Source organism: Vibrio cyclitrophicus (assembly GCF_024347435.1).
GTDB classification, from domain to species: Bacteria; Pseudomonadota; Gammaproteobacteria; order Enterobacterales; family Vibrionaceae; genus Vibrio; species Vibrio cyclitrophicus.
Genome location: NZ_AP025481.1, coordinates 1,467,988 through 1,493,882, shown reverse-complemented (window position 1 = coordinate 1,493,882; position 25,895 = coordinate 1,467,988). Strand labels below are relative to the sequence as shown.

The 25,895-nt window shown below is 42.9% G+C and carries 23 protein-coding genes; 20 read left to right on the top strand and 3 right to left on the bottom strand.

Annotation, left to right across the window (positions count from 1 at the left end; translation table 11 throughout):
- Positions 1–8 precede the first annotated feature (8 nt).
- From OCW38_RS21395 to OCW38_RS21330, 14 genes are all read left to right on the top strand, one after another.
- On the top strand, positions 9–1,106 hold the full coding sequence (locus OCW38_RS21395) for a hypothetical protein (protein WP_010432039.1): 1,098 nt from the start codon (positions 9–11) through the stop codon (positions 1,104–1,106).
- 395 nt (positions 1,107–1,501) lie between these two features.
- Positions 1,502–2,104, top strand: coding sequence for a transcriptional regulator BetI (gene betI, locus OCW38_RS21390; RefSeq protein WP_010432037.1), 603 nt, complete (start codon positions 1,502–1,504; stop codon positions 2,102–2,104).
- A 96-nt stretch (positions 2,105–2,200) separates the two neighbouring features.
- Positions 2,201–3,661, top strand: a complete 1,461-nt coding sequence (gene betB, locus OCW38_RS21385) for a betaine-aldehyde dehydrogenase (protein WP_016768994.1) — start codon at positions 2,201–2,203, stop codon at positions 3,659–3,661.
- A gap of 72 nt (positions 3,662–3,733) precedes the next feature.
- Positions 3,734–5,446, top strand: a complete 1,713-nt coding sequence (betA, locus tag OCW38_RS21380; protein ID WP_010432031.1) for a choline dehydrogenase — start codon at positions 3,734–3,736, stop codon at positions 5,444–5,446.
- Positions 5,447–5,582: 136 nt separating this feature from the next.
- The gene (locus OCW38_RS21375; RefSeq protein ID WP_016768995.1) at positions 5,583–6,560 is read left to right on the top strand and encodes a choline ABC transporter substrate-binding protein; all 978 of its coding nucleotides are present in this window, start codon (positions 5,583–5,585) and stop codon (positions 6,558–6,560) included.
- A gap of 71 nt (positions 6,561–6,631) precedes the next feature.
- Positions 6,632–7,474 (top strand): choline ABC transporter permease subunit, encoded by an 843-nt coding sequence (choW, locus tag OCW38_RS21370; RefSeq protein ID WP_261896054.1) that lies wholly within the window; start codon positions 6,632–6,634, stop codon positions 7,472–7,474.
- Between the two features lie 2 nt (positions 7,475–7,476).
- Positions 7,477–8,727: a choline ABC transporter ATP-binding protein gene (choV, locus tag OCW38_RS21365; protein ID WP_016768997.1), complete on the top strand. Its 1,251-nt coding sequence runs from the start codon at positions 7,477–7,479 to the stop codon at positions 8,725–8,727.
- Positions 8,728–9,087: 360 nt separating this feature from the next.
- Positions 9,088–9,570, top strand: a complete 483-nt coding sequence (locus OCW38_RS21360; RefSeq protein WP_010432019.1) for a MarR family winged helix-turn-helix transcriptional regulator — start codon at positions 9,088–9,090, stop codon at positions 9,568–9,570.
- A 275-nt stretch (positions 9,571–9,845) separates the two neighbouring features.
- Positions 9,846–11,261, top strand: coding sequence for a coniferyl aldehyde dehydrogenase (locus OCW38_RS21355; protein ID WP_016792211.1), 1,416 nt, complete (start codon positions 9,846–9,848; stop codon positions 11,259–11,261).
- A 54-nt stretch (positions 11,262–11,315) separates the two neighbouring features.
- Positions 11,316–11,759, top strand: coding sequence for a hypothetical protein (locus OCW38_RS21350; protein WP_065099299.1), 444 nt, complete (start codon positions 11,316–11,318; stop codon positions 11,757–11,759).
- A 233-nt stretch (positions 11,760–11,992) separates the two neighbouring features.
- A complete protein-coding gene (locus OCW38_RS21345) occupies positions 11,993–13,198 on the top strand; it encodes an iron-containing alcohol dehydrogenase (protein ID WP_016798644.1) in 1,206 nt (401 codons plus the stop codon).
- Between the two features lie 176 nt (positions 13,199–13,374).
- Positions 13,375–13,812 (top strand): tetratricopeptide repeat protein, encoded by a 438-nt coding sequence (locus OCW38_RS21340; protein ID WP_065099347.1) that lies wholly within the window; start codon positions 13,375–13,377, stop codon positions 13,810–13,812.
- 107 nt (positions 13,813–13,919) lie between these two features.
- On the top strand, positions 13,920–15,665 hold the full coding sequence (locus OCW38_RS21335; RefSeq protein ID WP_065612753.1) for an arylsulfatase: 1,746 nt from the start codon (positions 13,920–13,922) through the stop codon (positions 15,663–15,665).
- 119 nt (positions 15,666–15,784) lie between these two features.
- Positions 15,785–17,032 (top strand): anaerobic sulfatase maturase, encoded by a 1,248-nt coding sequence (locus OCW38_RS21330; protein ID WP_261896050.1) that lies wholly within the window; start codon positions 15,785–15,787, stop codon positions 17,030–17,032.
- 105 nt (positions 17,033–17,137) lie between these two features.
- Here the strand turns inward: OCW38_RS21330 and OCW38_RS21325 are convergent, their stop codons facing one another.
- Complete coding sequence (locus OCW38_RS21325) at positions 17,138–17,716, bottom strand: TetR/AcrR family transcriptional regulator (RefSeq protein ID WP_010431988.1); 579 nt, start codon at positions 17,714–17,716, stop codon at positions 17,138–17,140.
- 320 nt (positions 17,717–18,036) lie between these two features.
- Between OCW38_RS21325 and OCW38_RS21320 the strand changes: the two genes are divergently transcribed.
- Positions 18,037–18,693, top strand: coding sequence for a Qnr family pentapeptide repeat protein (locus tag OCW38_RS21320; protein ID WP_010431985.1), 657 nt, complete (start codon positions 18,037–18,039; stop codon positions 18,691–18,693).
- 285 nt (positions 18,694–18,978) lie between these two features.
- On the opposite strand, the gene OCW38_RS21315 is transcribed toward OCW38_RS21320, so the two are convergent.
- Positions 18,979–19,194: a hypothetical protein gene (locus OCW38_RS21315; RefSeq protein WP_010431981.1), complete on the bottom strand. Its 216-nt coding sequence runs from the start codon at positions 19,192–19,194 to the stop codon at positions 18,979–18,981.
- A 440-nt stretch (positions 19,195–19,634) separates the two neighbouring features.
- Here OCW38_RS21315 and OCW38_RS21310 point away from each other — a divergent pair, with 440 nt between their 5' ends.
- The 5 genes from OCW38_RS21310 (at position 19,635) to OCW38_RS21290 (ending at position 24,099) form a co-directional block, all read left to right on the top strand.
- Positions 19,635–19,895 (top strand): DUF5062 family protein, encoded by a 261-nt coding sequence (locus OCW38_RS21310; protein ID WP_010431978.1) that lies wholly within the window; start codon positions 19,635–19,637, stop codon positions 19,893–19,895.
- Between the two features lie 466 nt (positions 19,896–20,361).
- Positions 20,362–20,895, top strand: coding sequence for a diaminobutyrate acetyltransferase (ectA, locus tag OCW38_RS21305; protein ID WP_010431975.1), 534 nt, complete (start codon positions 20,362–20,364; stop codon positions 20,893–20,895).
- Positions 20,896–20,930: 35 nt separating this feature from the next.
- A complete protein-coding gene (gene ectB, locus OCW38_RS21300) occupies positions 20,931–22,196 on the top strand; it encodes a diaminobutyrate--2-oxoglutarate transaminase (RefSeq protein ID WP_065099296.1) in 1,266 nt (421 codons plus the stop codon).
- A 13-nt stretch (positions 22,197–22,209) separates the two neighbouring features.
- Positions 22,210–22,596 carry an ectoine synthase gene (locus OCW38_RS21295; RefSeq protein ID WP_010431969.1) on the top strand — a complete coding sequence of 129 codons (387 nt, stop codon included), beginning with the start codon at positions 22,210–22,212 and terminating at the stop codon, positions 22,594–22,596.
- Between the two features lie 78 nt (positions 22,597–22,674).
- Positions 22,675–24,099 carry an aspartate kinase gene (locus OCW38_RS21290; protein ID WP_010431966.1) on the top strand — a complete coding sequence of 475 codons (1,425 nt, stop codon included), beginning with the start codon at positions 22,675–22,677 and terminating at the stop codon, positions 24,097–24,099.
- 233 nt (positions 24,100–24,332) lie between these two features.
- On the opposite strand, the gene OCW38_RS21285 is transcribed toward OCW38_RS21290, so the two are convergent.
- On the bottom strand, positions 24,333–25,673 hold the full coding sequence (locus OCW38_RS21285) for a sigma-54 interaction domain-containing protein (protein ID WP_010431963.1): 1,341 nt from the start codon (positions 25,671–25,673) through the stop codon (positions 24,333–24,335).
- Positions 25,674–25,895 lie beyond the last annotated feature (222 nt).

Here is a 25,895-nt window from a genome sequence, read left to right as displayed (position 1 = left end):
AAAACGGCATGAACCACTATCAAAAGATTTTACTAGCATTACCTTTGATTCTCTTAGCGGGCTGTAATTCAAGCTCTAACTCGGGTAAAGCGGCAAACAAAGTGCAAATGAAACCTAAGGCCGATTATGTATTTTCATCGGCTAAATTGGGTGAGTTATATCAAGAGAGGCAAGATCTCCAAGAATCCATGAAACTCACCTACGATGGTGTGCTGTATGAAAATATTCAGTTTGCTGAAGACATCAGTGATAAGCAAAAAGTGGTAAGGCTAGCAAGTCGCCTAGGTCAGAGCGTTGATCTGTATCTTCCTGATGCAGGAGTCGATGACTGTGCGATTTACAGTGAGGGTAATTTTTATGACTCCTTTGACTGCGGTACTGCGCTGCGCTCTGTTTCTAATGAAACTACGTTAATTCAAACGAGCGCGACCAGTAAAAAAGCGGTTGAGCTTGAGTATCACAATGAGATGTCGCAATACGTGACGAGTCTTGGCTCTACGATTCTGAGCAAAACTAAAAATGGTAACAAAGTCACTATCATTACTTCATTTGCCTTTAACGCATTTTACCGTGATGTACTCCAGAACACTGGCGCTGTCGAGCGAATTACTTCTACTCTTGGGGTTACAACTTATTCGCAGCTTTTCGATATCGTTAAGCTATACCCAGGCAGTGAAATGATCTTGAAATTTAATAACCATATTGGTGGCAGTGCTGATGATGATATCAACATGTACACCGGTCGCATGATCAATAGCAACAATATGACCACAATCGTTACTCCAACGGGTTCGGTGTTCTCTGGCGGCACGGATCTGTTCGCGGCGGGTAACCCACGAGTTTTACAACGAGCAGATACCACCAAAGCCATTGAGCTAAATAAGCAAGTGGGCGTTCATAGCTGGGCTGAGGGTGATAAAACAGCTAAAGAATTCCCATACACCAACGAAAGCCATCGCAAGCAAGCGACCTACTTTAAAAAGGTCATGGGAGACAAAGGGATCGACTTCTACATCTTCACTTTAGATTCTGCCCCTGCTTCGGGTGAACACTGGATGACAAAGGCCGATTCTGACAAGTATGGGTTCATTACACGTATTGAGTGAGCCTAGGTAGATTCATCGCTTTAGATTCAAAGCTCCGTAAAGGTTGATAATGGTTTGGTCATTATCAACCTTTTTTTATGCACTTTTTCACTTTATATCCTTCCTGCATCAAACACTACTTTAAGGTTTTTACTCGAGGTTCTAAATATCGTTAACCTGATTGATTTTTACTCTTTTTCGCTAAAAACTTTCGACCAATAACCATCACACCTCAAATCTTTAATTAATTTCATTAGTGGTCTAAATGATATTTAAGTATATGTTTTAATGGGTATTTAATCGTTTTGAATGCTGTGTTGTTACGGGTTTGTTTTAAATAATCATTTGAACCCTAACTAAATTTCTGTCATTTTATATTTAACTGAACGTTCAATATAAAATAAAAGGACTGAGAAATGCCGAAGGTTGGGATGCCTGACATACGTAAACCACAGCTTGTTCAAGCCACCATGACGGTGATTGACCGAGTGGGTTTACACGCCGCGAGTATTGCGTTGATCAGCAAAGAAGCGGGCGTGTCTACAGGTATCATTAATCACTATTTTGGTGGGAAACACGGTCTGCTCGAAGAGACGATGCGTGAAATCCTTCGCCAATTATCCAACACCATCACGACTTCACTAAAAGCGCTTCCTGTTGATGCTCACCAACAGAGAATAAACGCGATCATCGATGGTAACTTCGAAGGTTACCAAGCCGAAAATAAAGTCGCGAAGGCATGGTTGGCATTTTGGTCCTATTCAATGCATGACCAACAATTGAAGAGACTACAGCGTGTAAATGAAAAACGTTTGATTTCACATCTGCGTCTTGAGTTGAAAGGTATTTTGAGTCATGAACAGGCGGATCTCGTTGCTCACGGGATTGCTTCTCTGATTGATGGGTTATGGCTGAGAGGCACGTTAAACCCTGAAGGTATCGATGCTCAAAAGGCTCGTGCCATCATCAATGATTATCTTGATAAACAACTGACGTTTTACTCGTGTAACACCGCATAGAACGTGGTCGTCGCATTGCAATCATAGTACTTGAACGATAAATACTCACACATAGACCAGCAGAGTCTAATAACAATAATTAAGTCAGAATCTCAAATGGAAATGAACTCGTTATACATCGATGGCGCAGCGGTTAAAGCTACGTCTGGTGAAACCTTTGATAGTATCAACCCGGCAAACGGCGAACCTATCGCAACGTTAGGCCAAGCCTCTTCAGCGGACGTGGATAGCGCTATTGAATCTGCGAAACGTGGATTTGCGGTATGGTCAGCAATGACGGCCATGGAACGCAGTCGTATTCTTTTGAAAGCGGTAGCGATACTTAGAGCTCGAAATGATGACCTTGCAAACCTTGAGGTTGTTGACACGGGTAAGCCACTGCAAGAAGCGATTGAAGTAGATGTAGCGTCTGGTGCCGATGTGATTGAATACTTCGCAGGCCTCGCTCCTACACTTCAAGGCGATCAACAACCCCTTAGTGAATCTCAATTTTTCTACACTCGTCGTGAACCGCTTGGCATCTGTGCCGGTATTGGCGCGTGGAACTACCCAATTCAAATCGCGATGTGGAAATCGGCTCCGGCATTGGCTGCGGGTAATGCGATGATTTTCAAACCTTCCGAAGAAACCCCGCTAACGGCACTTAAGCTTGCTGAGATATTTACCGAAGCAGGCCTTCCAGATGGTGTATTTAACGTGGTTCAGGGTGACTACCGTGTCGGCCAAATGCTAACGGCTCATCCAGACATCTCTAAAGTGTCTTTCACAGGTGAAACCGGCACTGGTAAGGCTGTGATGGCGGATAGCGCTAAGACGCTTAAATCGGTGACCATGGAACTTGGTGGCAAATCGCCAATGATCGTGTTTGATGATGCGAAATTGGGTGATGCGGTTTCCGCTTCTATGGTCGCAAACTTTTACACCCAAGGTGAAGTGTGTACCAATGGTACTCGTGTTTATGTACACGAAAACATCTACAACGATTTTATCGACCAACTTAAGACACGCACTGAAAAACTGATCATTGGTGATCCAATGGACATGGAGACTCAAATTGGTGCGTTGATTTCTAAAGAGCACCTTTCAAAAGTTCTTGAAGCGATTGAGCTAGCAAAACAGTCTGGCGCAACATTGCTGACTGGCGGTTATCAAGTGACTGACAACGGGCTAGCGAACGGCAACTTTGTTGTCCCAACCGTGTTTGTGGACTGCGAAGACAACATGCCACACGTCCAACAAGAGATCTTTGGCCCTGTAATGTCGGTGTTGAAGTTCACTGATGAAGACGATGTGATTCGTCGTGCTAACGATACTAAGTACGGCCTGGCTGCTGGCGTGTTCACGCAAAACCTTTCTCGTGCTCACCGTGTTATTCATCAAATGCAGGCAGGTATTTGTTGGGTTAATACGTGGGGTGACTCACCTGCAGAAATGCCTGTTGGTGGCTACAAGCTTTCGGGTGTTGGTCGTGAAAATGGCCCAGAAACTCTACTCCACTATACGCAAACGAAGAGCATTCTTATTGAGCTAGGCGATTACGCCAGCCCTTATGCCTAACGCGTAAAACTTAATTCAACAGGCTAGCTTAAAAGAGCTAGCCTCACTGACTCATCTCAGGGAACTTAAAATATGGAACAACGCTACGATTATATTATCGTCGGCGCGGGTTCGGCCGGCTGTGTGTTAGCGGATAGGCTAACGGAAAGCGGTGAACATAGCGTTTTATTACTGGAAGCGGGTGGTACGGATAAGAGCATTTTTATCCAAATGCCAACGGCGCTTTCCTACCCGATGAATACTGAAAAATATGCATGGCAGTTTGAGACTCAACAAGAGCCAGGCCTTGATGGACGTGAACTGCACTGCCCACGCGGCAAAGTGTTAGGTGGTAGCTCATCAATCAATGGCATGGTTTACGTGCGTGGTCATGCTTGTGACTTCGACCAGTGGGAAGAAGAGGGTGCTGCCGGTTGGAATTATCAAGCGTGTTTGCCTTATTTTCGCCGTGCTGAATCATGGAACAAAGGTGGCGATCAATACCGTGGCGACAATGGCCCAGTAGGCACTTGTAACGGTAACGATATGGATCTGAACCCGCTTTACCAAGCATTCATTGATGCAGGTAAAGACGCTGGTTACCCGGAAACACAAGACTATAACGGCTACCAGCAAGAAGGCTTCGGCACCATGCATATGACGGTAGACAAGGGAGTGAGAGCCTCAACCTCTAACGCTTATCTACGTCGAGCATTGAAGCGTTCAAACCTGACCTTGAAGAAGGGCATCGTGGCGCGCCGTTTCTTACTTGAAGCACAAGACTCAACTGGCCAATCAGGTCTGAAAGCAGTCGGTGTCGAGTTTGAAAAGTCAGGCAATACTCAAGTCGCGGTCGCGAACAAAGAAGTGATCTCTTCTGCCGGTTCTATCGGTTCTGTTCAACTGCTGCAACTTTCTGGTATCGGCCCGAAAGCCGTGCTTGAAAAGGCTGGTGTAGAGCTGAAACACGAACTCAGTGGCGTCGGTGAAAACCTACAAGACCACCTAGAAGTGTACTTCCAATACCACTGTAACGAACCCATCACGCTTAACAGTAAGCTTGGTTTAGTTAGCAAAGGCATGATTGGCGCGGAATGGATTCTGACTCGTAAAGGTTTGGGTGCTACTAACCACTTTGAATCATGTGCGTTTATTCGTTCACGCAAAGGATTGAAGTGGCCGAATATTCAATACCATTTCCTACCAGCAGCTATGCGTTATGACGGTCAAGCGGCTTTTGATGGTCACGGTTTCCAAGTTCACGTTGGGCCTAACAAGCCTGAAAGTCGCGGTACGGTTGCGATCACTTCGGCTGATCCGCATGCCAAGCCAGAGATCATTTTCAACTACATCTCGACCGAGCAAGACCGCCAAGATTGGCGCGATTGTATTCGTCTGACGCGTGAGATTTTGTCTCAACCTGCGATGGACGTTTACCGAGGCGAAGAGATTCAGCCTGGTCTAAATATTACTTCCGATGAAGCGATTGATGAATGGGTTAAGCAGAACGTTGAAAGCGCGTATCACCCTTCATGTGGCTGCAAAATGGGGGCTGATAACGATCCAATGGCAGTGCTTGATGAGGAGTGCCGTGTTCGCGGTATTGATAATCTGCGTGTTGTCGACTCGTCTGTTTTCCCAACTATTCCAAATGGAAACTTGAACGCCCCAACCATTATGGTTGCCGAGCGCGCTTCCGATTTGATTCTTGGTAAGCCGATGCTTAAAGAGCAGGATGTTCCAGTGTGGATTGCTCCTGAGTGGGAAGACAAACAAAGAACAGATAAACCAGTAAGAGAAGTGTAAGTCTCTGTTATTGAATAGAAAATAGAAAAATCAGTAATAATAAAAATAGTAACAACAAAAATTAGTTAAAAGTCAGCAAAATTGCCCTGATTAGTATGAGTTAGGGCAGAACAAGGAAAGATAAAAAGGAATCATTATGACGACTCAACATAAACAGACCGCTACAAAAACGGCATTAGTAACATTAGCCATCAGTTCATTCGCGTTCAGTGCTTACGCTAACGCTTCAGTAGAGCCACAACAATGTGAAAACGTTCGCTTTGCTGATGTGGGCTGGACAGACATTACTGCAACAACCGCCGTTACTTCTGAACTATTAAAAGGCCTTGGTTACAAAACCAAAACCGACCTACTTTCTGTACCGGTGACTTACTCTTCAATGGCGAATGGTGACATTGACGTGTTCCTAGGTAACTGGATGCCAACCATGGAAGGCGATATTGCTAAGTATCGTGAAGCGGGCACTGTAGAGACAGTTCGTGCCAACCTTGAAGGTGCAAAATACACATTAGCTGTACCTAAGTACGTATACGACGCAGGTGTAAAAAGCTTTGCAGACCTAGCAAAACATGCCGACAAATTTAAAGATCGTATCTACGGTATCGAGCCGGGTAACGATGGTAACCGCTTAATCCAATCAATGATTGATTCTGACGCGTTTGGCTTGAAAGACTTCAGCCTAGTGGAATCAAGTGAAGCTGGCATGGTATCTCAAGTATCGCGTGCGGCACGTCGCAGCCAATGGATTGTTTACCTTGGTTGGGCTCCTCACCCAATGAACAGTAATGTTGAAATGGAATACCTTGCTGGTGGTGACGACTTCTTTGGCCCGAACTATGGTGGTGCGAATGTCTACACCAACGTTCGTTCAAACTATTTGTCAGAGTGTTCAAATGTGGGGCAGCTTCTGCAAAACCTAGAGTTCACTCTAGAGATGGAAAACCAGTTGATGGAAGAGATTCTTAACCAGAAAGCTAAGCCAGAACAAGCCGCTCAACAATGGTTAATCAACAATCCACAACAAGTTGAAGCTTGGTTAGACAACGTAAAAACACATAAAGGTGAATCAGCAACTCAAGCCGTTACTGAATACCTAAAGCAAGTAAAAGCTTAGTTCTACCTATCTCAACAGCTACATAAATAATAAAGGTGAGCTTCGGCTCACCAATAATGAAAGGCAATATTGTGAATTTTATTACGGAAAACAAAATCCCTGTCGGACAATGGATGGAAGCTGGCGTTGACTGGTTAACAATCAACGCAGCAGGCTTTTTTGACGCTGTCTCTATCTTTTTAGAAACCGTTATTCTGTTTTTAGTCGATGTATTTAAGTGGATGCCTCCTGCATTACCTATTGTTATTACGGCAGCCCTTGCATGGTATCTACATCGCAAACTGTCTTTGGTGATCTTCGTCGTCGCCGCGCTTCTGACGATCCTCAACCTTGGCTATTGGCAAGAAATGCTGGAAACCTTTGTTCTCGTCTTTGCGGCGACAACGATTTCCGTATTAATTGGCGTACCGGTTGGCATTATGGCGGCTCACCGTCCTTGGCTATACACGCTGTTGCGCCCGATCTTAGATTTAATGCAGACCGTTCCAACCTTCGTTTATCTGATTCCGACTTTGGTTCTATTTGGCTTAGGTATCGTTCCAGGCTTAATCTCGACCATTATTTTCGCGATAGCCGCGCCGATTCGTTTGACCTATTTGGGGGTGACTAAAGTCCCTGAAGAGTTGATTGAAGCGGGTAAAGCCTTTGGTGCAAGCCGCATGAAGTTGTTGTTAAAAGTAGAACTTCCAGCCGCGCTTCCAAGCATCATGGCAGGCGTAACGCAGTGCATTATGTTATCGCTTTCTATGGTAGTGGTTGCGGCTCTTGTTGGTGCTGACGGCCTGGGTAAACCTGTGGTTCGAGCGCTAAACACAGTGAACATTTCACAAGGCTTTGAAGCCGGACTGGCGATTGTACTGGTCGCTATTATTCTTGATCGCTTGTGTAAGACACCAAACCAGAAGGAAGCTTAATCATGTCTTTAGTAAATAACGCTATGTCTCAAGAACATAAAGCGAATTCTCAAGAGCAGACTGCAGTGGACGCGATTACCATCAAAAACCTTGATGTCGTGTTCGGTAATAAAGCCAATCAAGCACTTGAACTTCTAGACCAAGGTAAAACTCGCCAAGAGATTATCGATGAGACTGGTCAAGTTGTTGGTGTGGATAATGTGTCGTTGACGGTTAAAGAGGGCGAGATATGTGTATTGATGGGTTTGTCGGGCTCGGGTAAATCTTCACTGCTTCGCGCTGTAAACGGTTTGAATGAAATTAGCCGAGGTTCTTTAGCAATCAAAGATGGCGATAAACTGGTGGACTTAGGCGAGCAATGTGACGAAGCGACTCTTCGTCACTTACGTACTCACCGCGTATCAATGGTATTTCAAAAGTTTGCACTGATGCCTTGGTTAACCGTGTTAGATAACGTGGCATTTGGTCTTGAAATGCAAGGCGTAGCCAAAGATGTTCGTCGTGAAAAGGCGCGTGAACAGTTAGAGATGGTTGGTTTAGCTGAATGGGAAACCAAATTCCCTCATGAGCTTTCTGGCGGCATGCAGCAACGTGTTGGTTTGGCGCGAGCGTTTGCGATGGACACAGACATTCTGTTGATGGATGAACCTTTCTCCGCGCTTGATCCACTGATTCGAGCACAGCTTCAAGATGAACTGCTTACATTGCAAAGCAAGCTTAATAAAACGATTTTATTCGTGAGCCATGACCTTGATGAAGCGTTAAAAATTGGTAACAACATTGCGATCATGGAATCGGGTCAACTGATCCAACACGGTAAACCAGAAGAGATCGTATTAACGCCAAAAACCGAATACGTAAAAGACTTCGTTGCCCACACCAACCCATTGAACGTACTTAAAGGTCGTTCATTAATGCAGCCTCTTGGATCATTGACACAAGAGAATGACAGTTGGAAGATCTGTGATGCAAAAGATCTATGGATTGAACTGAATGAAGGTATTTTATCTGTAAAAGGTGAATCCGCTTTGGCTCTTGTTAAGTGGAGTGAGTCTGATGACTTGACCGCAATCAACGCGTCGAGTGTTGTGGTGGCAAGCCCAGAGATCGGTATGCGTGATGCCATTAAGCTGAAACAGATCAGCAATCATCCCATTTTGCTTGTCGAAGACGATCTGTTGGTCGGGATCTTGGACAACAGTGAGTTTTACAGCGCTCTTACAGGTAATTTTCAACTTAATAATGCCGCTTAATGGTTTGAGTTGAGATAATTTGTTCTCTAAGAGATAAAATAGGTAGTGAGACAATGGTAATCTCTCTACCTATTTGATTATAAAATCTTTTTCTCTACCAATGTTTGTGATTTTGGTTACTTTTTTCTTTGTTATATAAATAAAAATCGGCTCTTATTGAGCAAAAGTGTTGGTCTGCGCAGATTCAGATGCATAGAAAAGATTGAGAATAGTATGAACATCAGTACAATGCGGAAAATTAATGAAGTAATTTATCAATTTACAGTGTAATTCGAACGCACCTGACTCAAGAGTTCAGGACATTTCATTGCTTCGATACTGTAAATCCACTCACAGTATATTAGTACAAAGGTCTGCATCTTGGACAAACATGACGAAATCCTGGTCGCTATTCGCCAAATTATTCGCGCTATCGATTTACACTCGAAAAAGCTGAGTAAAGAGTATGGTTTGACTGGCCCTCAATTAATCTTAATGAGAGCAATCCAAGAGATGGGTAATGTGACGATCAAAGAGTTGTCTAATCAAACTAATGTGAGTCAAGCAACCACGACTACAATCATCGATCGCTTAGAATTGAACGGCTATGTACAACGAGTACGTAGTGAATCTGATCGACGCAAAGTACACGCAAACCTGACTGAAAAGGGTCAAGAGTTGTTGAGCAATGCACCACCGCCGCTACAAGATAACTTCGTGAAAAAATTCCAAAACCTTGAGCCGTGGGAGCAAAGTTTACTGCTTTCTTCGATGCAGCGAGTCTCATCTATGATGAACGCAGAAGATATCGATGCTGCTCCAGTACTTCAACTTGAAGGCATTGCAAACGTAGCTAAGAGCTAACGTTAGTTTTAAATTGTATATTTAAAACAAAAACTTAAATAATTATCAAATGGTCGCATTCAGCGGCCATTTTTGATCCCGCCATTCAAAATCTTCTAATTATCCCTCAGTTATTAGTTACGTATTTTTATTTAAACGCCCCTGATCTATTCCCAGCTTTTGAATGCCTCTTTTCTGGTATTCAAAAACATATTGACGATTCTCTGACAATAAACTTGTGGACCGACCGGTTTGTTTTGGATTATTGTGTGCTTATATTAACCACGAGGTGATGTATGAAACATGAATTGACGGCTACACAAATGACAGAGACGTTGAAGAATATGCAGGACGCTTTTGCAGATGATCCGATGCCCACTGTGCCGGTGAGAATAGAACAGTTGCTTGCGCTGAAATCTGCTCTCATCGATTACACAGACCGTTTGTGTGTCGCGGTAAGTGAGGACTATGGTCACCGCAGTCGACAAGACACATTGGTGGCTGACATATTGCCTTGCATCGGGAATATTAATTACAGCATTGAGTGTTTGCCTCATTGGTCGACATCTTCGATTCGTCATTCGGGCCCTTTGCTTTCAACTTCTCGTATTGAAGTAGTTTATCAACCTAAAGGCGTGGTAGGGATCATTGCCCCGTGGAATTTTCCAATTATGCTGTCGGTTGGCCCGCTTATATCGGCTCTGGCGGCAGGCAATCGCGCAATGATAAAAATGAGCGAATTTACCCCAGAAACAAATCAAGTATTAAGAGCACTATTGGCGGAAGTTTTTGATGCTGATGAGGTGTGCTTGGTTGAAGGTGAGGTAGAAATCGCAGCCGCATTTTCGGCATTGCCGTTTGATCATCTTCTGTTTACGGGGTCAACCCAAGTGGGTCGCCAAGTGGTGAGGTCAGCGGCTGACACGCTAACTCCAGTCACGCTAGAGCTAGGCGGTAAGTCACCGGTTATCGTTGCAGAAGACATGCCAATTGATATCGCGGTTGAGCGAATCATTTATGGTAAGAGCCTCAATAACGGGCAGGTGTGTGTGGCTCCTGACTATGTATTGCTACCTGAAGGGAAAGTTGAATCTTTCATTCAAGAGTATAAAAAACAGTACCAATTGCTGTTCGATGAAGGGGTGTATTCCGAGAGTTTGACGTCCCTAATCAATCCTCGTCAATGCGACCGGATAGTGGGTTTGTTGAATGAAGAACGACAAGCTGGAACGCGAACCGTCGCTTGCCATGACGAAGCGATGGACTTAGATAACCACCGCTTGGTGACGCACCTGATTGTTGAACCAAGCCTGTCATCCAAGGTGATGAACGAAGAGATTTTCGGCCCACTATTACCCTTGATTACGTATCGCAATATCGAAGAGGCGCTCCAAGTCATCAATAGCAAACCAAGGCCGTTAGCACTCTACCTGATGAGCTTTGATTTGAGTTTACAGGCTCAGGTTAAGCACCAAGTTCATTCCGGCGGAATGTGTATCAATGACTGCGTTTTCCATTTAGCCGTTGATGATGCGCCGTTTGGTGGCATTGGTGAATCAGGGCAGGGTAATTATCACGGTAAAGAAGGTTTTCTGACTTTCTCTCATGCAAAAACAGTTTTGGAAACGGGCTTAGATCATCGAGTTAAGCATCTGTTTTCAAGAGAAGACAACGAATTAAAAGCAGCTGTGATGAGCATGCTAGGCAAGTAAGTTATACCTGATATTACGTTATTCATTATTAAAAATTTATATAAGAGGCTATTTATGTTGGAACGTTTTTTTGAAAGAACCATAAAGTCGTATTTGATGATCACGGGATTCTTGACTGCCACTGCTTTTTCCACCTTTCTGGCACCGGACTGGAGCATGCAGACGTTGTTCTCGTACAACGATACGATGTTGGAAAGTAGCACGTATTTGATGGGTACATATCAGCACTGGGGCGTTATGGTCGGTTGTATCGGCATATTGTTGATGGTCTCGGCGAAGTACAAATCGCTGCGTACTTCGACCATGATTTACAGTGCATTTGAGAAGTCGATGTTTGTGGGCATATTCTTATACAACGTATGTATCAACGATTATGAGTGGTTTTACGGTTGGAGCGGTGTGTTTGCGCTCGATGGATTTGTGACTGTCTACTCTTTAGTTTACCTGTACTACTACCACACTAGAGACAAAAGCAAGGTGCCAGCTCATCTTCGTTAATAGTTAATAGTTAATAGTTAATAGTTAATAGCTAATAAGTTGCTCATGGTGAGTCAATGACACTTATTTAATGATCACTAACTTATTACTACAGCCCGCATTTGCGGGCTTTTTTCGTTTTGGGGCAATGATCCATAAAGATCTTAATTGACATATCTTTGACATTAACACTCTAGACCGACCGGTTTGTATTGGTTATTGTTTAGTCATCAACTAGAAATGAGGTAAATACCATGACAACCAATAATTTTAACTTTCAACTTAAAACCATTGTTCATGCTCAAGAGAATGGCATTGAAAATATCCCTTCTCTTTTTGGTCGCTTAGGTGCGCAAAGAGTCGTGCTCTTTTCTGATAAAGGCTTGGAGTCTCTTGGTTTTGTTGAGCAGTTCTCGGCGTTGTTTGTAAACGAAAAGGTGAACCAGCCAGGTAATGAACAAGCAGTTCAACTTGTTGGTGTGTACACCGATATCGCGCCAGACGCGACTTGCGACAACATCAACGCTGCCATTGAGTTTGCAAACAGCGTCAATGCTGATGCGATCTTGTCTGTTGGTGGTGGCAGTGTGATTGATGCTTCTAAAGGTGTGAAATACGCATTTCATAAACAGATAGATGATATCCGTACGGTGATTGCGGGCGGCGGTCATATGGATGTGTGGCCAAACAATGAAGATATTCGAGTGCCACACATTGCGGTTCCGACAACGGCTGGCACGGGCGCAGAAGCCTCTCCGATTGCTGTTTTTTACAATGAACATGAAAACATTAAGGCAAGTCTAGTCGCGTCTGGATTGGAAGCTGATATCGCGATCCTTGATCCAACGGTGACCACTAAGCTGCCTGATCATCTGACTCGTTCTACCGCCATGGATGCACTAACACACGCTGTTGAAGCGATTGTCTCGCCAATGAGTAATGCATTCACCGACGCTTACGGTATTCAGGCTGCAAAATTGATTGTTGAAAACTTACCCTTGGCATTGAAAGAACCAGAAAACCTAACCGCGCGCGGCAACCTTCTTCAAGCGAGCACTATGGCGATCTCTGCATTTTATTCGTCTTTGGGCGGGATTCCGATTCACAACTGTGCTCATGCCTTTGGTGCGATTAGCCACATTCCACATGGCGATGCCAACACGGTATTAATGCCGGTTGTGATTGAAGCACTGCCAGAGTTCTACATGCCGAATGCGGCGAAGTTAGCTCAAGCTTTCTCTGTCGACACTACGGGAACCGATGAGATGGTTTACCAGAGAGTGTTGGATTTCTTAAATAACTTCCAAACCAGTGTGGGTGCGATGAAGCGTTTCAGCAGCTGGGACTTTGATGAGCAAGAGAAGAGCAACATTGCAGAAGCGATTGAAAAAGACATCTGTTTTCAGTTCTACCCAATCTCGAAACAGACGATTGAAACCATCATAGAGAAAGCGATTTAAGTCTCTGTCTTAATCGACTGAATGTTATGACCATTTAATTCAGTCGATGATTCACTCAACAATCATTACTCGAGAGCCAATTATGAAAATTGAAAACGTATTGCTATCAAGCTTGTGCATCATCGCGCCATTCCTACTTTTCACCTAATTCATTCAACAGGGACGTCGTGACCTTTATTCCCGAGGAGGAAAAACGTTTAACTACCGTGATTTTGGCGGGTGTTTTGGTTGTTCTGTTTTTTGCCAAGGCAAGTTTTGGAAGCGAGAGCTTTGAGAATGAAGCCATAAATGATCAAGTACAGCAGCATCAAGATGTCGTGCAACTGTTGGATGAAGCTTACCAAGGGCAATTGGATGCCCAGCTCTCTGTCGCTTACTTATATCTGAGCGGAGATGGCGTAGAACAGAATGATGAAAAAGCCGCGGAGTGGTTCGTCACCGCAGCCAATAACGGTAGCCCTGAAGCTCAAACACAGCTTGGGTTGATGTATATCTCTGGAAGTGGCGTTCAAGCCAGCCAAGCGGAGGCTGTCACCTGGATTGGCATGGCAGCAGCTCAAGAGTATGACCCCGCGCTCGACTTATTACATTGGATGTCGCAAGCCGCGCACTAATTCAAATCCTAACTCAGGTTAATCACAGAAAGGTTAGCCTCAGAAAAAGTTATTCGCAGAAAAGTTAATTACTGAAAAAGTTAATCACAGAAATTGGAGAACGTCTTATGCAGACATTCAAGAAATCGTTAGTCTTCACTGCAATGGCCGCGGCAAGCAGTGCTGCTCTGGCCGCAGAATCAGAAAAACCGAATATTGTTGTCATTGTTGGCGATGATGTGGGCTTTGCCGATACTCAGCCTTATGGCTCAGAAGCCAATACACCAAACCTAATGGCGCTGGCTGAAGAGGGGGTTAAGTTTACTAACTTTCACGCGTCACCAACCTCATCGGTAACGCGCTCTATGATGTTAACCGGAGCAAATAGCCACGAGGTTGGGCTAGGCACCTTCGACTATGCTGTCTATCCGGGTGCGATTGGCAAGCCGGGTTATGAAGGTTACCTCACCAAGAAAGGGGTTACGGTCGCAACGCTGCTTAAAGAGAGTGGTTATAACACTTACCTCTCTGGGAAATGGCACTTGGGGCACGACGATGGTTTCTTACCTGACGATCGAGGTTTTGAAGAGAGTTACGGTATCTTAGCGGGCGGCTCGAATCACTTTAATCGAGATATGATGTTCCCGGCCAAAAATGCCGCGACAGCGGATGCGCTGCAAAAGGGGGATATTCCCGGCGTCGAAGTTGAGCCAACTTACCGTAACGGTGAAGTGGTTGAGGACAAGTACAAAGGCGAGTATTCAGACCAAGTTTACACCAACGAGATCATCAAGATGATCGACAGCAAAAAAGACGACGGTAAGCCTTTCTTCGCTTACGTCCCATTCACCGGTATTCACCTGCCATTGCAAGCGCCTGAGTCTGCCTATCAAGATAAAGTCGATTACTACGTCGAGCATGGTTGGGACTCGGTTCGAGAAGATCGTTTCCAACGCATGAAAGAGATGGGAGTGATTCCAAAAGACGCCGATATTTCAGATCGTAACGCATTAAGCCGCCCATGGGACTCGCTCTCTGAGAAAGAACAAAAGTGGTACGGCAAGAAAATGGCTGTCGCGATGGGCATGATGGAAATGCAGGACCAACAAGTCGGTCAGATAGTCGATTACCTGAAAGAAATCGGGGAATACGATAATACTTACATCATGTACCTAGCGGATAATGGCCCAGAAGCGGCGGATATTACCGGTGAAAATATCAGTGATTTGATCCGAACGTGGACTGCTCATCATTTCGATAATTCGACTGAAAACTTAGGTAAGGCGAACTCCAGTGTGTCACTTGGTCCTGAGTGGGCAAGCGCTTCAACCGGTGGCCTATCTTGGTACAAAGCTTACACAGCAGAGGGCGGTATCCGTGTGCCATTTATCGTTAAGCCAGCCAAAGCGCTTTTAGCCGCTGAAGATGCGTTGCAACCGGGAACTCAGACAGACGACTTATCCCAAGTGAAGGACATTGCAGCCACGATTCTTGAGATTGCAGAGGTCGATCATCCAGGAACCGAATATCAAGGTCGAGAAGTGGCGCCGATGAGTGGTGTGAGCTTGTTGCCTTACTTCAAAGGGGAAACGGCAGATGTGCACAGTGCCAACAATGCGATTCCATTTGAATTGTTTGGTAGCGGGATTTTGCTTAAAGGTGATTACAAGATCATCCGAATTTCTACGGGCATGGGTGGTGACAGTGAGTGGCACCTATACAACACCAAGAAAGATCCTGCAGAGCAACATGACTTGATAAATGAAATGCCAGATCTGTTCCTTGAAATGGTCGCTGAATATCAAGAATACGAAAAAGCGCAAAATATCGTCCCAGTTGACGAAACGTGGAACCCGTTTGAAAACGTGAAATAGAGGAAAAAAACCACTCGGCCAACCTAATGCCATCAAGCTTGGTTGGTCGATGAACACCGTGTAAAGGAATTACGAATTGTTTTAGCTAATACAATAACTTTTACATCGAGGCACTCTTCATGACGACATTATCGCTATCAAACTTGAGTTCAGTTCCGCAGTTCAATGGTAAAGCACACAGCAAACTTCAGGCGTTAGCAAAACCGATTGGGGCGGTGTGTAATATCAGTTGCACCTACTGTTATTATTTAGAAAAACAACAGCTGCTTGAATACCCAAAAGGCTCTCAATATACGATGGATGAAGTTCTGTTAGATCGTTATATCAAGCAGTACATAGAAGGGCAGAATACGCCTGAAATTATCTTTTCTTGGCACGCTGGAGAGCCTACCTTGTTGGGGATTGAGTACTTTCAAAAAGTCGTCGAGCTGCAGAAAAAATATTGTCCTAGCTACAGCAAGATTAGCAATGACCTTCAAACCAACGGCACGTTACTGAATGATGCTTGGTGTGAGTTCTTCAAAAAGAATGACTTTATCATTGGTGTGAGCATTGACGGCCCAGAGTACTTACACAATCACTACCGAGCCAACCGTGCAGGCAAGGGCACTTTTTCTCAAACCATCCTTGGAATCGGTTATTTAAAAAAACATAACGTTGAGTTTGCGACTTTAACCTGTGTGAACGATGTAACGGGTAAATACCCGTTAGAGGTCTATCGTTTTCTACGTGACGAAGTGGGGTCAAAGCAATTGCAGTTTATTCCTGTGGTCGATAAGCGTGAGGCTCATACCAACAATAAATGGTTGAGCAACCAACAAGCGATCATTCCCGTATCAGGCGAGGTTGAACCTTGGAGTGTCGATTCAGTGCAATGGGGAGAGTTTCTGTCGACGGTTTTTGATGAGTGGTTCGAACGCGATTTTGGACAAATATTAGTGCCGTACTTTGAAAATTTTGTCGGAGTATGGATGGGCAGAGAAAGCACCATGTGTACCTTGAGTGAGATCTGTGGAAAAGGGTTAGCAGTTGAACCTAATGGCGATGTGTATTCGTGCGATCATTACGTCTTTCCTGAGTTTCAGTTAGGTAATATTCATGAGAAGCCGCTATCGACGCTAGCGTTTTCGCCTGCTCAGCAAAATTTTGGATTCGCGAAGCAAAAGTCGTTGCCCAAACAGTGCCAAACTTGTGAGTTCAAATTTGCTTGTCATGGCGAGTGCCCTAAGAACCGAATTATCAACAGTCGTGATGGTGAGGCTGGGCTAAATTACCTGTGTAAAGGGTGGCTCAAATTCTTTCAACATATCGACCCAGTACTCAATGCTTTGCTTAAAGCCAATAACTTAGCGCCACGGATGGGATAATCGAATCGATCACGTGATAAGCTGAAGCCTAGGTAGAAAAAGAACAAGCCTGAAAAACAAAAAGGCTCGCTATATAAAGCGAGCCTTTTAGTGTGTAGGAGCGGGTTAATTTTTTGAACTCATCGCAAGCAATGTTTCTTCCATGGCATTGTTCAGAATCGAACGGTTGCGCTGCATCGCTGCCATTAGCGTAGAGCCCAGCCATAAGCCATAAAGCGTGCGAGATAGTGATTCAGGATCTACGATATTGAAATCACCCGCTTCATTGCCTTCTTCGAATAGCTTAGCCATACGTAGGATTATCTTTTCTGAACCCTCTGCCATGGTTGATTGTAACGAATTAGCTGTTCCTGCTACCTCTCCGGCTAGTTTTACCACAAGGCACTGAATATTGAAGTCTTCAGTCAACTTCGACGCGCACCAAAATTCGAAATAGGCTTTAACGCGATCACGACGAGAAAGCGACTCATCACTTAAAAAGTCATCTAGCTTAGCGAGATGCTCATCAAAGTAGTTAGTAAGAAGGATCTCACCAAAGTGTTCTTTGGATTTGAAGTAATGGTAAAAAGAACCCTTCGTGCCTTCCGCTTGGTTGATGATTTTCATCAGGCCAACACCAGCAAACCCGTGTTCATTAATAAGGCTAAACCCTGCATCGAGCATAGCTTGTCGCATGTCTTTCATTGTTCTTACTCTTTATGCTGAGAATGAGGAATAGTGTAACGAGCAACATACCAACCGTCCAGTCTAGTGCGTTAGGACGCGGTCAATAATTGACTCGTTCCGTCAAAGTAACATTTTCTCTTATTGGCACTTCTAAGCGACAAAACTTTTTTCAAGATAAGCACATCCTATAAATCGAAAATAACAACCTTAAAGGGCTTGTTTGGTGCCTTAAAATGGCTAAATCAGGGTGTTTTAGGTTACTGTTTTTGTTGGTTTTTAATTTGGTGTTTTCTTGAGATCGCAATGGTAGTCTTAGCTTAATTTCTTTAGGGGGCTAAATGGACACCAATAACAGCACTTATCATCAGCACAGTTTTGCTCAGCAAGATTTATCAGAGCTTACATTTACAGCCTGCACGTTTATCCGTTGTGATTTCAGGCGTTCGAACTTACGTGATGCAACGTTCATTAACTGTAAATTTATTGAGCAAGGCGATATTGAGGGATGCCACTTTGATATTGCCGACTTACGAGATGCAAGCTTCCAGAATTGCCAGTTGGCGATGGCGAATTTTAGTAACGCGAATTGCTATGGTATTGAGCTACGTGATTGCGATTTGAAAGGGGCGAACTTCACTCGCACTAATTTTGCTAACCAAGTCAGCAACCGAATGTATTTTTGTTCTGCTTATATTACAGGTTGTAACCTGTCATACGCGAATTTTGAACAAGCTTGTTTAGAGAAGTGTGAGTTATTTGAGAACCGTTGGATAGGTACTTACCTTGGTGGCGCGTCATTGAAAGAGTCTGATCTCAGCCGTGGTGTGTTCTCGGAAGACGTATGGGGGCAATTCAGTATGCAAGGTGCCAATTTATGCCATGCTGAATTAGAAGGGTTAGACCCAAGAAAAGTCGATACAACAGGCGTTAAAATTGTTGCGTGGCAGCAAGAGCAACTGCTTGAAAGTATGGGTATCGTAGTGATGCCAGATTGATCTTTTCTGTTTCTGAATACCCATAATATTCAACAAGCCATCACAAGTGATGTAGGACAAACTGAGAACAAGTCTGAACTCTTCGATCAGTCAAATTCGTCAGTTGAAAATTCTACGTGGTTATTGATATTTTTCATAAGCTTGAATGATCAATCTATGATTACGATTAGTGTAAGCTGGATTGGCTATAAATAAAGCCCAATGACTGAAAACGCCCAAAGCGAACAACTTTGGGCGTTTTTACATTTGATTCATTGTCCGTACTGCTGACACTTAAGGCCGTGATTAATGCATACCTGAACGCATTTTGTCGCTGAGTGCGAAGAAAACAAAAAGCACAATACATACCAAAGCGACACACAGCGACACTAAGATAGTTGTAGCGTCAGTCGACATTAACGGGGTAACGAGAGAAGCTAACGCTACTAACATAATCGTGATGTGAACAATTCGTCCGAGGATTGGATTTTTGTGACAGAATGAAGCCCAAAGGTAACGCATTTTTAACACCATTATAAAATTAGTGGGTTTATTCTATTTTCTTAATGAGTGTTTTGTAAATAAGTTTTCGTTACAGGTGACTGTAAATATGATCTCAGTCAGCTTAGTATAAAACTAGTTAAATAACAGTGGTTTATTGGTCTGTCTATGAAGAATTATCATTTAAATACCAACCATAATATTTCGTATTCTTTAGAATGGTAAGCCAAATGTTGCACCATTTTCAGTTTCTTGACTAAGGATCTCATTTATTGAACGTATGATTAAGAGCCCATTTGCTTATCAGTATTCAATGTAAAATAAATTCGAGTAAGCTCCTATCCAGTGGATCAAATTTTTCTATTTATCAGAAAGAGTTTTTCGATTTGAGAGCACGGTAATCTTGTCTACCATTCTGTTTGGTATACTCAATGCTTATTCGGAAAGGTGATGGAGATAATATGTCGAAAACCGCGAAGATCATTAATGAAGATAAACTAGTGAAAAAAGCAGTTGAGGTCGGTTTTAAAATGGCTAAATTGCAAGGTTTTGATTTGCCACATTCATCTCAACCAATAAAGGTCAAAGCGGTGTACTTGTTTCTTGTTGAAGTAAATCAGATCACGCCGTTACCAGAAAGTAAGCTTGATGGGGCAAACATTAAAAAGCGTCTGGCGCTATGGATACATAAAGCATTGCCTGACAATGATCCCTTGAAGTAAACCTTTTCCAAGCTGATATTTCTGGACTCGTTTCCTCTGAGTTCATTATTCATCGATATGTTAGATAAGAAACCTAGCGAGCTCTCGCTAGGTTTTTTTGTTTTTGAGGCCGATATTTTAATAGTGGATAGCGAGTCACTGCCATTCGAAGCGTTGTTATCTACTCGATAGAATGTTCAACACTGAGAGTGTTGGTGATTTATGCCGCTTGATTGGCAATCTGAGCACATAATTTACTAATGACTCTAACCTTCTTTTGACGCTTATTCGGTTAAAGACATTTTCTTAAGATCTCCACCGATCAAATACATTAGAACTCAAAGTATTATTTAATTCATGCTGACCGCTATTAAATGTGACACAGATCACTAATTTTTGTTTTTTAAAGTTAAGGTGTTGATCTTAGTAGGGGGTAAATGCTCATAATAAAAAGGAATTTAATTAGAGTTCAAAGGAATTTCTCGGTATGATTACATCAGCGCCTTGGGTGTTGTGTCCAGAAGTGATAGAAAAAACGAGTGAAGAATGGAGTTTTCGCGAGCCCAAAGCTTCAGATGGCAACGACATTTATCGACTGATTTCAGAATGTCCACCACTAGACACCAACTCGTCATATTGCAATTTTTTGCAATCCACTCACTTTAGTAAAACTTGTATTTTGGTTGAGAACAAAGGTGAGCTTGCGGGCTTTATCTCGAGTTATCAAAAACCGAGTGAGCCTAATGTTCTCTTTATTTGGCAAGTTGCAGTTGCCCCTCGATTTAGAGGTCACTCTTTAGCTTACAAGATGTTGAACAGCTTACTTCGTCGAGAGTGGCTGAAGAGTATAGAAGCTATTGAAACAACCATTACTAAGTCAAATCAAGCGTCTTGGGCACTCTTTAAAAAGCTAGACGCAAAAAATAGTAGCACTGGAAAAGTGACCACTTTCTTAGATGAAAATGTTCATTTTAAAGGGCTGCACGATACTGAGTATTTGTATCGAATACCCCTTAAATAATCATTAACTTATAGGAATCAAATAACGGCCTTATCATGGATATTTTTAAAAAGCAGGAATCTAACGTACGTTCATACTCGAATAGTTTTCCAGTCACTTTTGCTAAATCAAAAGGCTGCTGGCTTGAAACAAAACAAGGTGATCGTTACCTCGATTTTCTTGCTGGAGCAGGATCTCTCAATTACGGTCATAACAATCCAATACTTAAGCAAGCTTTACTTGAGTATATTGAAATGGATGGAATTACACATGGCTTGGATATGCATTCAGAAGCCAAAGCTGAATTCCTAGAAGCTCTTAGTCGCTTTATTTTGGAACCTCGAGCATTAGATTACAAAGTTCAATTTACCGGCCCGACAGGAACAAATGCGGTTGAGGCAGCGATTAAGTTGGCGAAAAAAGTAAAAAGTCGAAGCAGTATTGTTGCATTTACCAATGGTTTTCATGGTTGTACGGCGGGTGCATTGGCTGCTACAGGCAACCAACACCACAGGCAAGGTGCGGGCTCAAATCTCAACAACGTTACGCGTTTGCCATTTGAAGGTTACGCTGGAATCGATGGTTTAAAATTATTTGAAACGATGTTAACCGATAATTCCGCTGGTATGGATAAACCTGCTGCCGTTTTATTGGAAACGGTTCAGGGTGAAGGTGGGTTAAATGTCGCTTCAAATGAGTGGCTACAGAAGTTAAGCAAAATCTGTAAAGCCCACGATATCCTATTTATTGTGGATGATATTCAAGCCGGTTGTGGTCGAACAGGAACGTTTTTTAGCTTTGAACCTTCAGGTATAAAACCAGATATCGTTACGCTATCTAAGTCGATAAGTGGTTATGGCTTACCGATGGCTGTGGTTTTATTAAAGCCTGAACTAGACAAGTGGGAGCCGGGAGAACACAACGGCACCTTCCGTGGTAACAACCATGCGTTCATTACTGCTGCTAAAGCGTTAGAAATGTATTGGTCAAATGATGATTTTGAAAATCATATTCAACGTAGCTCAAGCATGGTCGATGATGTCATTCAACGCAATCTCAAGCGTTTCCCTGAGCTATTTGTTCAACGCAAGGGACGCGGAATGATGATTGGCATTGAATGTAAAGATGGGAACACAGCTGATGAGATTGCAAAAGTGTGTTTTGACAAGGGCATGGTAATTGAGACCGCAGGTCCAAACGATGAAATCTTGAAGTTCTTTTGTCCATTAACCATTTCAGAATCGGAATTGATGCAAGGTTTAACTATTTTCGAAGACTCAGTTGAAGTGGTAGCAACCAAGCATTTCAAGAAAGCATCGTAATAGGGAGAGTAAAATGATTGTTAGAACACTTGATGAATGTCGTAATAGTGAAAGACGTATTGTATCGGATAACTGGGAAAGCACTCGCATGTTATTGAAAGATGACAATATGGGATTTTCTTTTCATATCACAACAATTTACGAAGCGACAGAAACACATATCCATTACCAAAACCACTTGGAGTCTGTGTTTTGTATGAGTGGTGAAGGGGAGATTGAAGTCGTTGGTGGTAAAACTTACCCAATCAAACCCGGTACGTTGTACATCCTAGATAAGAATGATGAGCATTATTTACGCGCATATAAAAACAAAGAAATGACAATGGCTTGTGTGTTTAACCCACCAATTACTGGCGCTGAAGTACACGATGAAAACGGCGTTTATCCACTCGTTGATTAACCCATATATTCAGGGGTGATATCTCACCCCGCTCCCTATTATTTAGTCTTTAATCTCTTCAAGAACAAAAGGTCTTTTATGACATTTACCGTAGAAAAAATCGGCGGTACATCAATGACAGCATTTGATGCTGTGCTCGACAATATTATTCTCCGCCCTCAAAATCCTTATAACCGAATCTTTGTTGTGTCCGCTTACAGCGGTATGACGGATGCATTGTTGGAATGTAAAAAAACAGGTAAGCCTGGTGTCTATCAATTGATAGCGATGCGTGACGATTCGTGGAAGGATGCTCTATCTTATATTGAACGCCGCATGCTATTGACCAATGAGCATATTTTTGCGGATCCAATGAATCGTATGAGAGCAGATAAGTTCATCCGGTCTCGTATTTCAGAAGCCAAAAACTGTATTACTAACATTCTTGAAACGTGCCAATACGGACAGTTTTCACTGAGACATTATTTACCACAGATTAGAGAGTTTCTTTCTTCAATTGGAGAGTCACATAGTGCATACAACACGGCTCTTAAATTAAAAAACATTGGTATAAATTCGACCTTTGTTGACCTTTCTGGTTGGGACAACAAAACCCCTCAAAGTTTGGACGATACGATTAGAGAGGCTTTCTCTGACATTGATGTTACTGAGGAGCTTCCCATAGTAACTGGTTATGCGTATTGCAAAGAAGGTTTGATGCATACTTATGATCGTGGTTACAGTGAGATGACGTTTAGTCGTATCGCTACTATTACTGAGGCATCATTGGCGATCATCCATAAGGAGTATCACTTTAGTTCGGCTGACCCAAAAGTCGTTGGTGTAGGTTCGGTTAAACCGATTGGGGCAACTAATTATGATGTTGCCGATCAACTGGCTAACCTTGGTATGGAAGCTATTCACTCTAATGCGGCTGCTGGGTTACGAGAAAGTGGCATAGAACTGCAAATCAAAAACACCTTCGAGCCAGAACATGAGGGAACACTGATTTCTTCTGATTACCGACCAGACACGAATCACATTGAGATCATTGCCGGAAAACAGAAGGTATATGCGTTACATGTTTTTGACCAGGGAATGGTCGGTAAGGCGGACAATGTTAGTTATGAGTTAATGGAGATTATCGCAGATGCTAGAGTGAACCTTATTGGTAAAGAGATGAACGCCAATTCTATTACCTATTATCTAGGTGGTAGCACCGAGAGTTTAAACAAGGTGTCTTATAAGGCTGAGAAACGTTACCCTCAGGCATCTATTTCAGGTCGAATGGTCGCTATAATCTCAGCGATCGGTTCTCAAATTGATACCAATAAAACGCTCGCTAATGGTGTATTGGCTTTGATGAACCATAGTGTTACGCCTATTGCATTACATTCGTCTATGAGAAACGTAAATGTGCAATTTGTTGTGAGTGATGACAAGTATCAACAAGCGATTTGCGCGTTGCATGAAGAATTCTTTGACCAAGATAAAAGAACCGAGACATCGGTGAATGCAGCATAAAATTTAACAGTGGAGGGCTCACCCTCCACTGTTAAATTTTCATGGAAAAGCAAAACATCAACTGCAAATTAGCGATCGCCTGTATCTATTTTGATCACACAGATGCGGTAAACGTTACTTGATTTTCGTGTTGATACTGTACTTTCTTGAATTAATCGGTGATTTATTAAGTATTCGGTTATCGGCTATTTCACCTTTCACCTTTCACATAGCAACATCAGATATGAGTATTACTACTCTTGATACTTATCGAGCTTGTTATAAAGCGTTTTGATGCTGATTCCCAAGTCTTGTGCTGTTTCCTTTTTGTTGCCTTCATTTTCTTCGAGCGTATTGATAATCGCCGCTTTCTCAATCTTCTCGAGAGAAACACCCGCCGGAACCATATCCTCAACGGTAGTCCCTGTTTCTAAAGGAGGAGTATCAAAAATTAGGTGTTCATCTTTAATCGTCTCATCTGCCAATATAAAAGCTCTTTCAATACAGTGTTTTAATTCCCTGACATTCCCTGGCCATGCATGGGCTGATATTTTTTGAAGCGCTGATGTGAAAATGGTCTTCGCAGTGGTTTCATTTGCGTTGCGATGAGCAATAAAATGTTTTGCTAAGCCGACGATGTCGTCGCCTCTTTCACGCAATGGAGGGACATGTATGGGGAAGTGAGCCAACCTGAAATAGAGATCCTCTCTCAAAAACTGTTCTTCAATAGCGACTTGTGGATCTCGGTTTGTCGCTGCAATGACTCGAGTATTAGCGATACTCGTTGCATTACTGCCTACAGGGCGATATTCACCTGTTTCTAAAACTCGTAGTAATTTGACCTGGTGTTCAAGTGGCATTTCGGTGATTTCGTCGAGAAACAATGTGCCACCTTCTGCTTGCCTAAACACCCCTTGGTGTGTGCGATTCGCCCCTGTAAAAGCGCCTTTTTCATGACCAAATAATTCACTATCAACTAACTCAGGGCTGATAGCACCGCAGTTGATCGCAATAAAAGGTTGGTTTTTACGATCACTGGCAAGGTGAATCGTTTGTGCGACTAATTCTTTACCTGCCCCACTTTCGCCGACAATCAAAACATTGGTGTCAGTCTTCGCGACTCTTCTTAAAGTTCGATACAGCTTATGCATGGGCTTAGAAGAACCGACTAACATACCGAACTGGTCTAAATCGCTGGTGGACACTTTACGCCCTTCTTCCTGCTTCTGGAGGAAGTATTGACTGAAGTCTGCAAGGGTATCTTCCAATATTTGCATGTCGACGGGCTTTCTATAATGGAAGATTGCGCCATGGTTCATCATCATGTCTAAATTTTTGTTTGGCGTACCTGTACTGATAATAATCAAGTCCATTTCGTCCAATCCTGTTGCACTCGATAAGGACTTAAAATCATCGTTAGTAAATCGAGAGACTTCAACAATAGCAGTATCTGGTTGCAGTTGTTGTAGCTTGTCAATCCAATGAACATCCATAGTACTTTGAATTATTTCAAAGCTTGATAATTCATCTAGAGAGTTTATTTTAGACCGCAATAATTCATCTTTTAACTCTATAAACAGTGTCGGTAATGACATGATTTAACTCTCTTTTTGTACGACAGAAAACGACCTTGATAATAACATGATGTCCTTCAAATACGAATCTATCATTTACTATACGCCACCTTTTAAATGTAGTTACAATATTACTGATAGTAGAAGTGGCTAATTAATAGTATTGATATTAATTATTCTAGGATCTCCATTGATGATAATTTTTACAAAATACTCGTGTAATTAATACACCTCCGATTATTT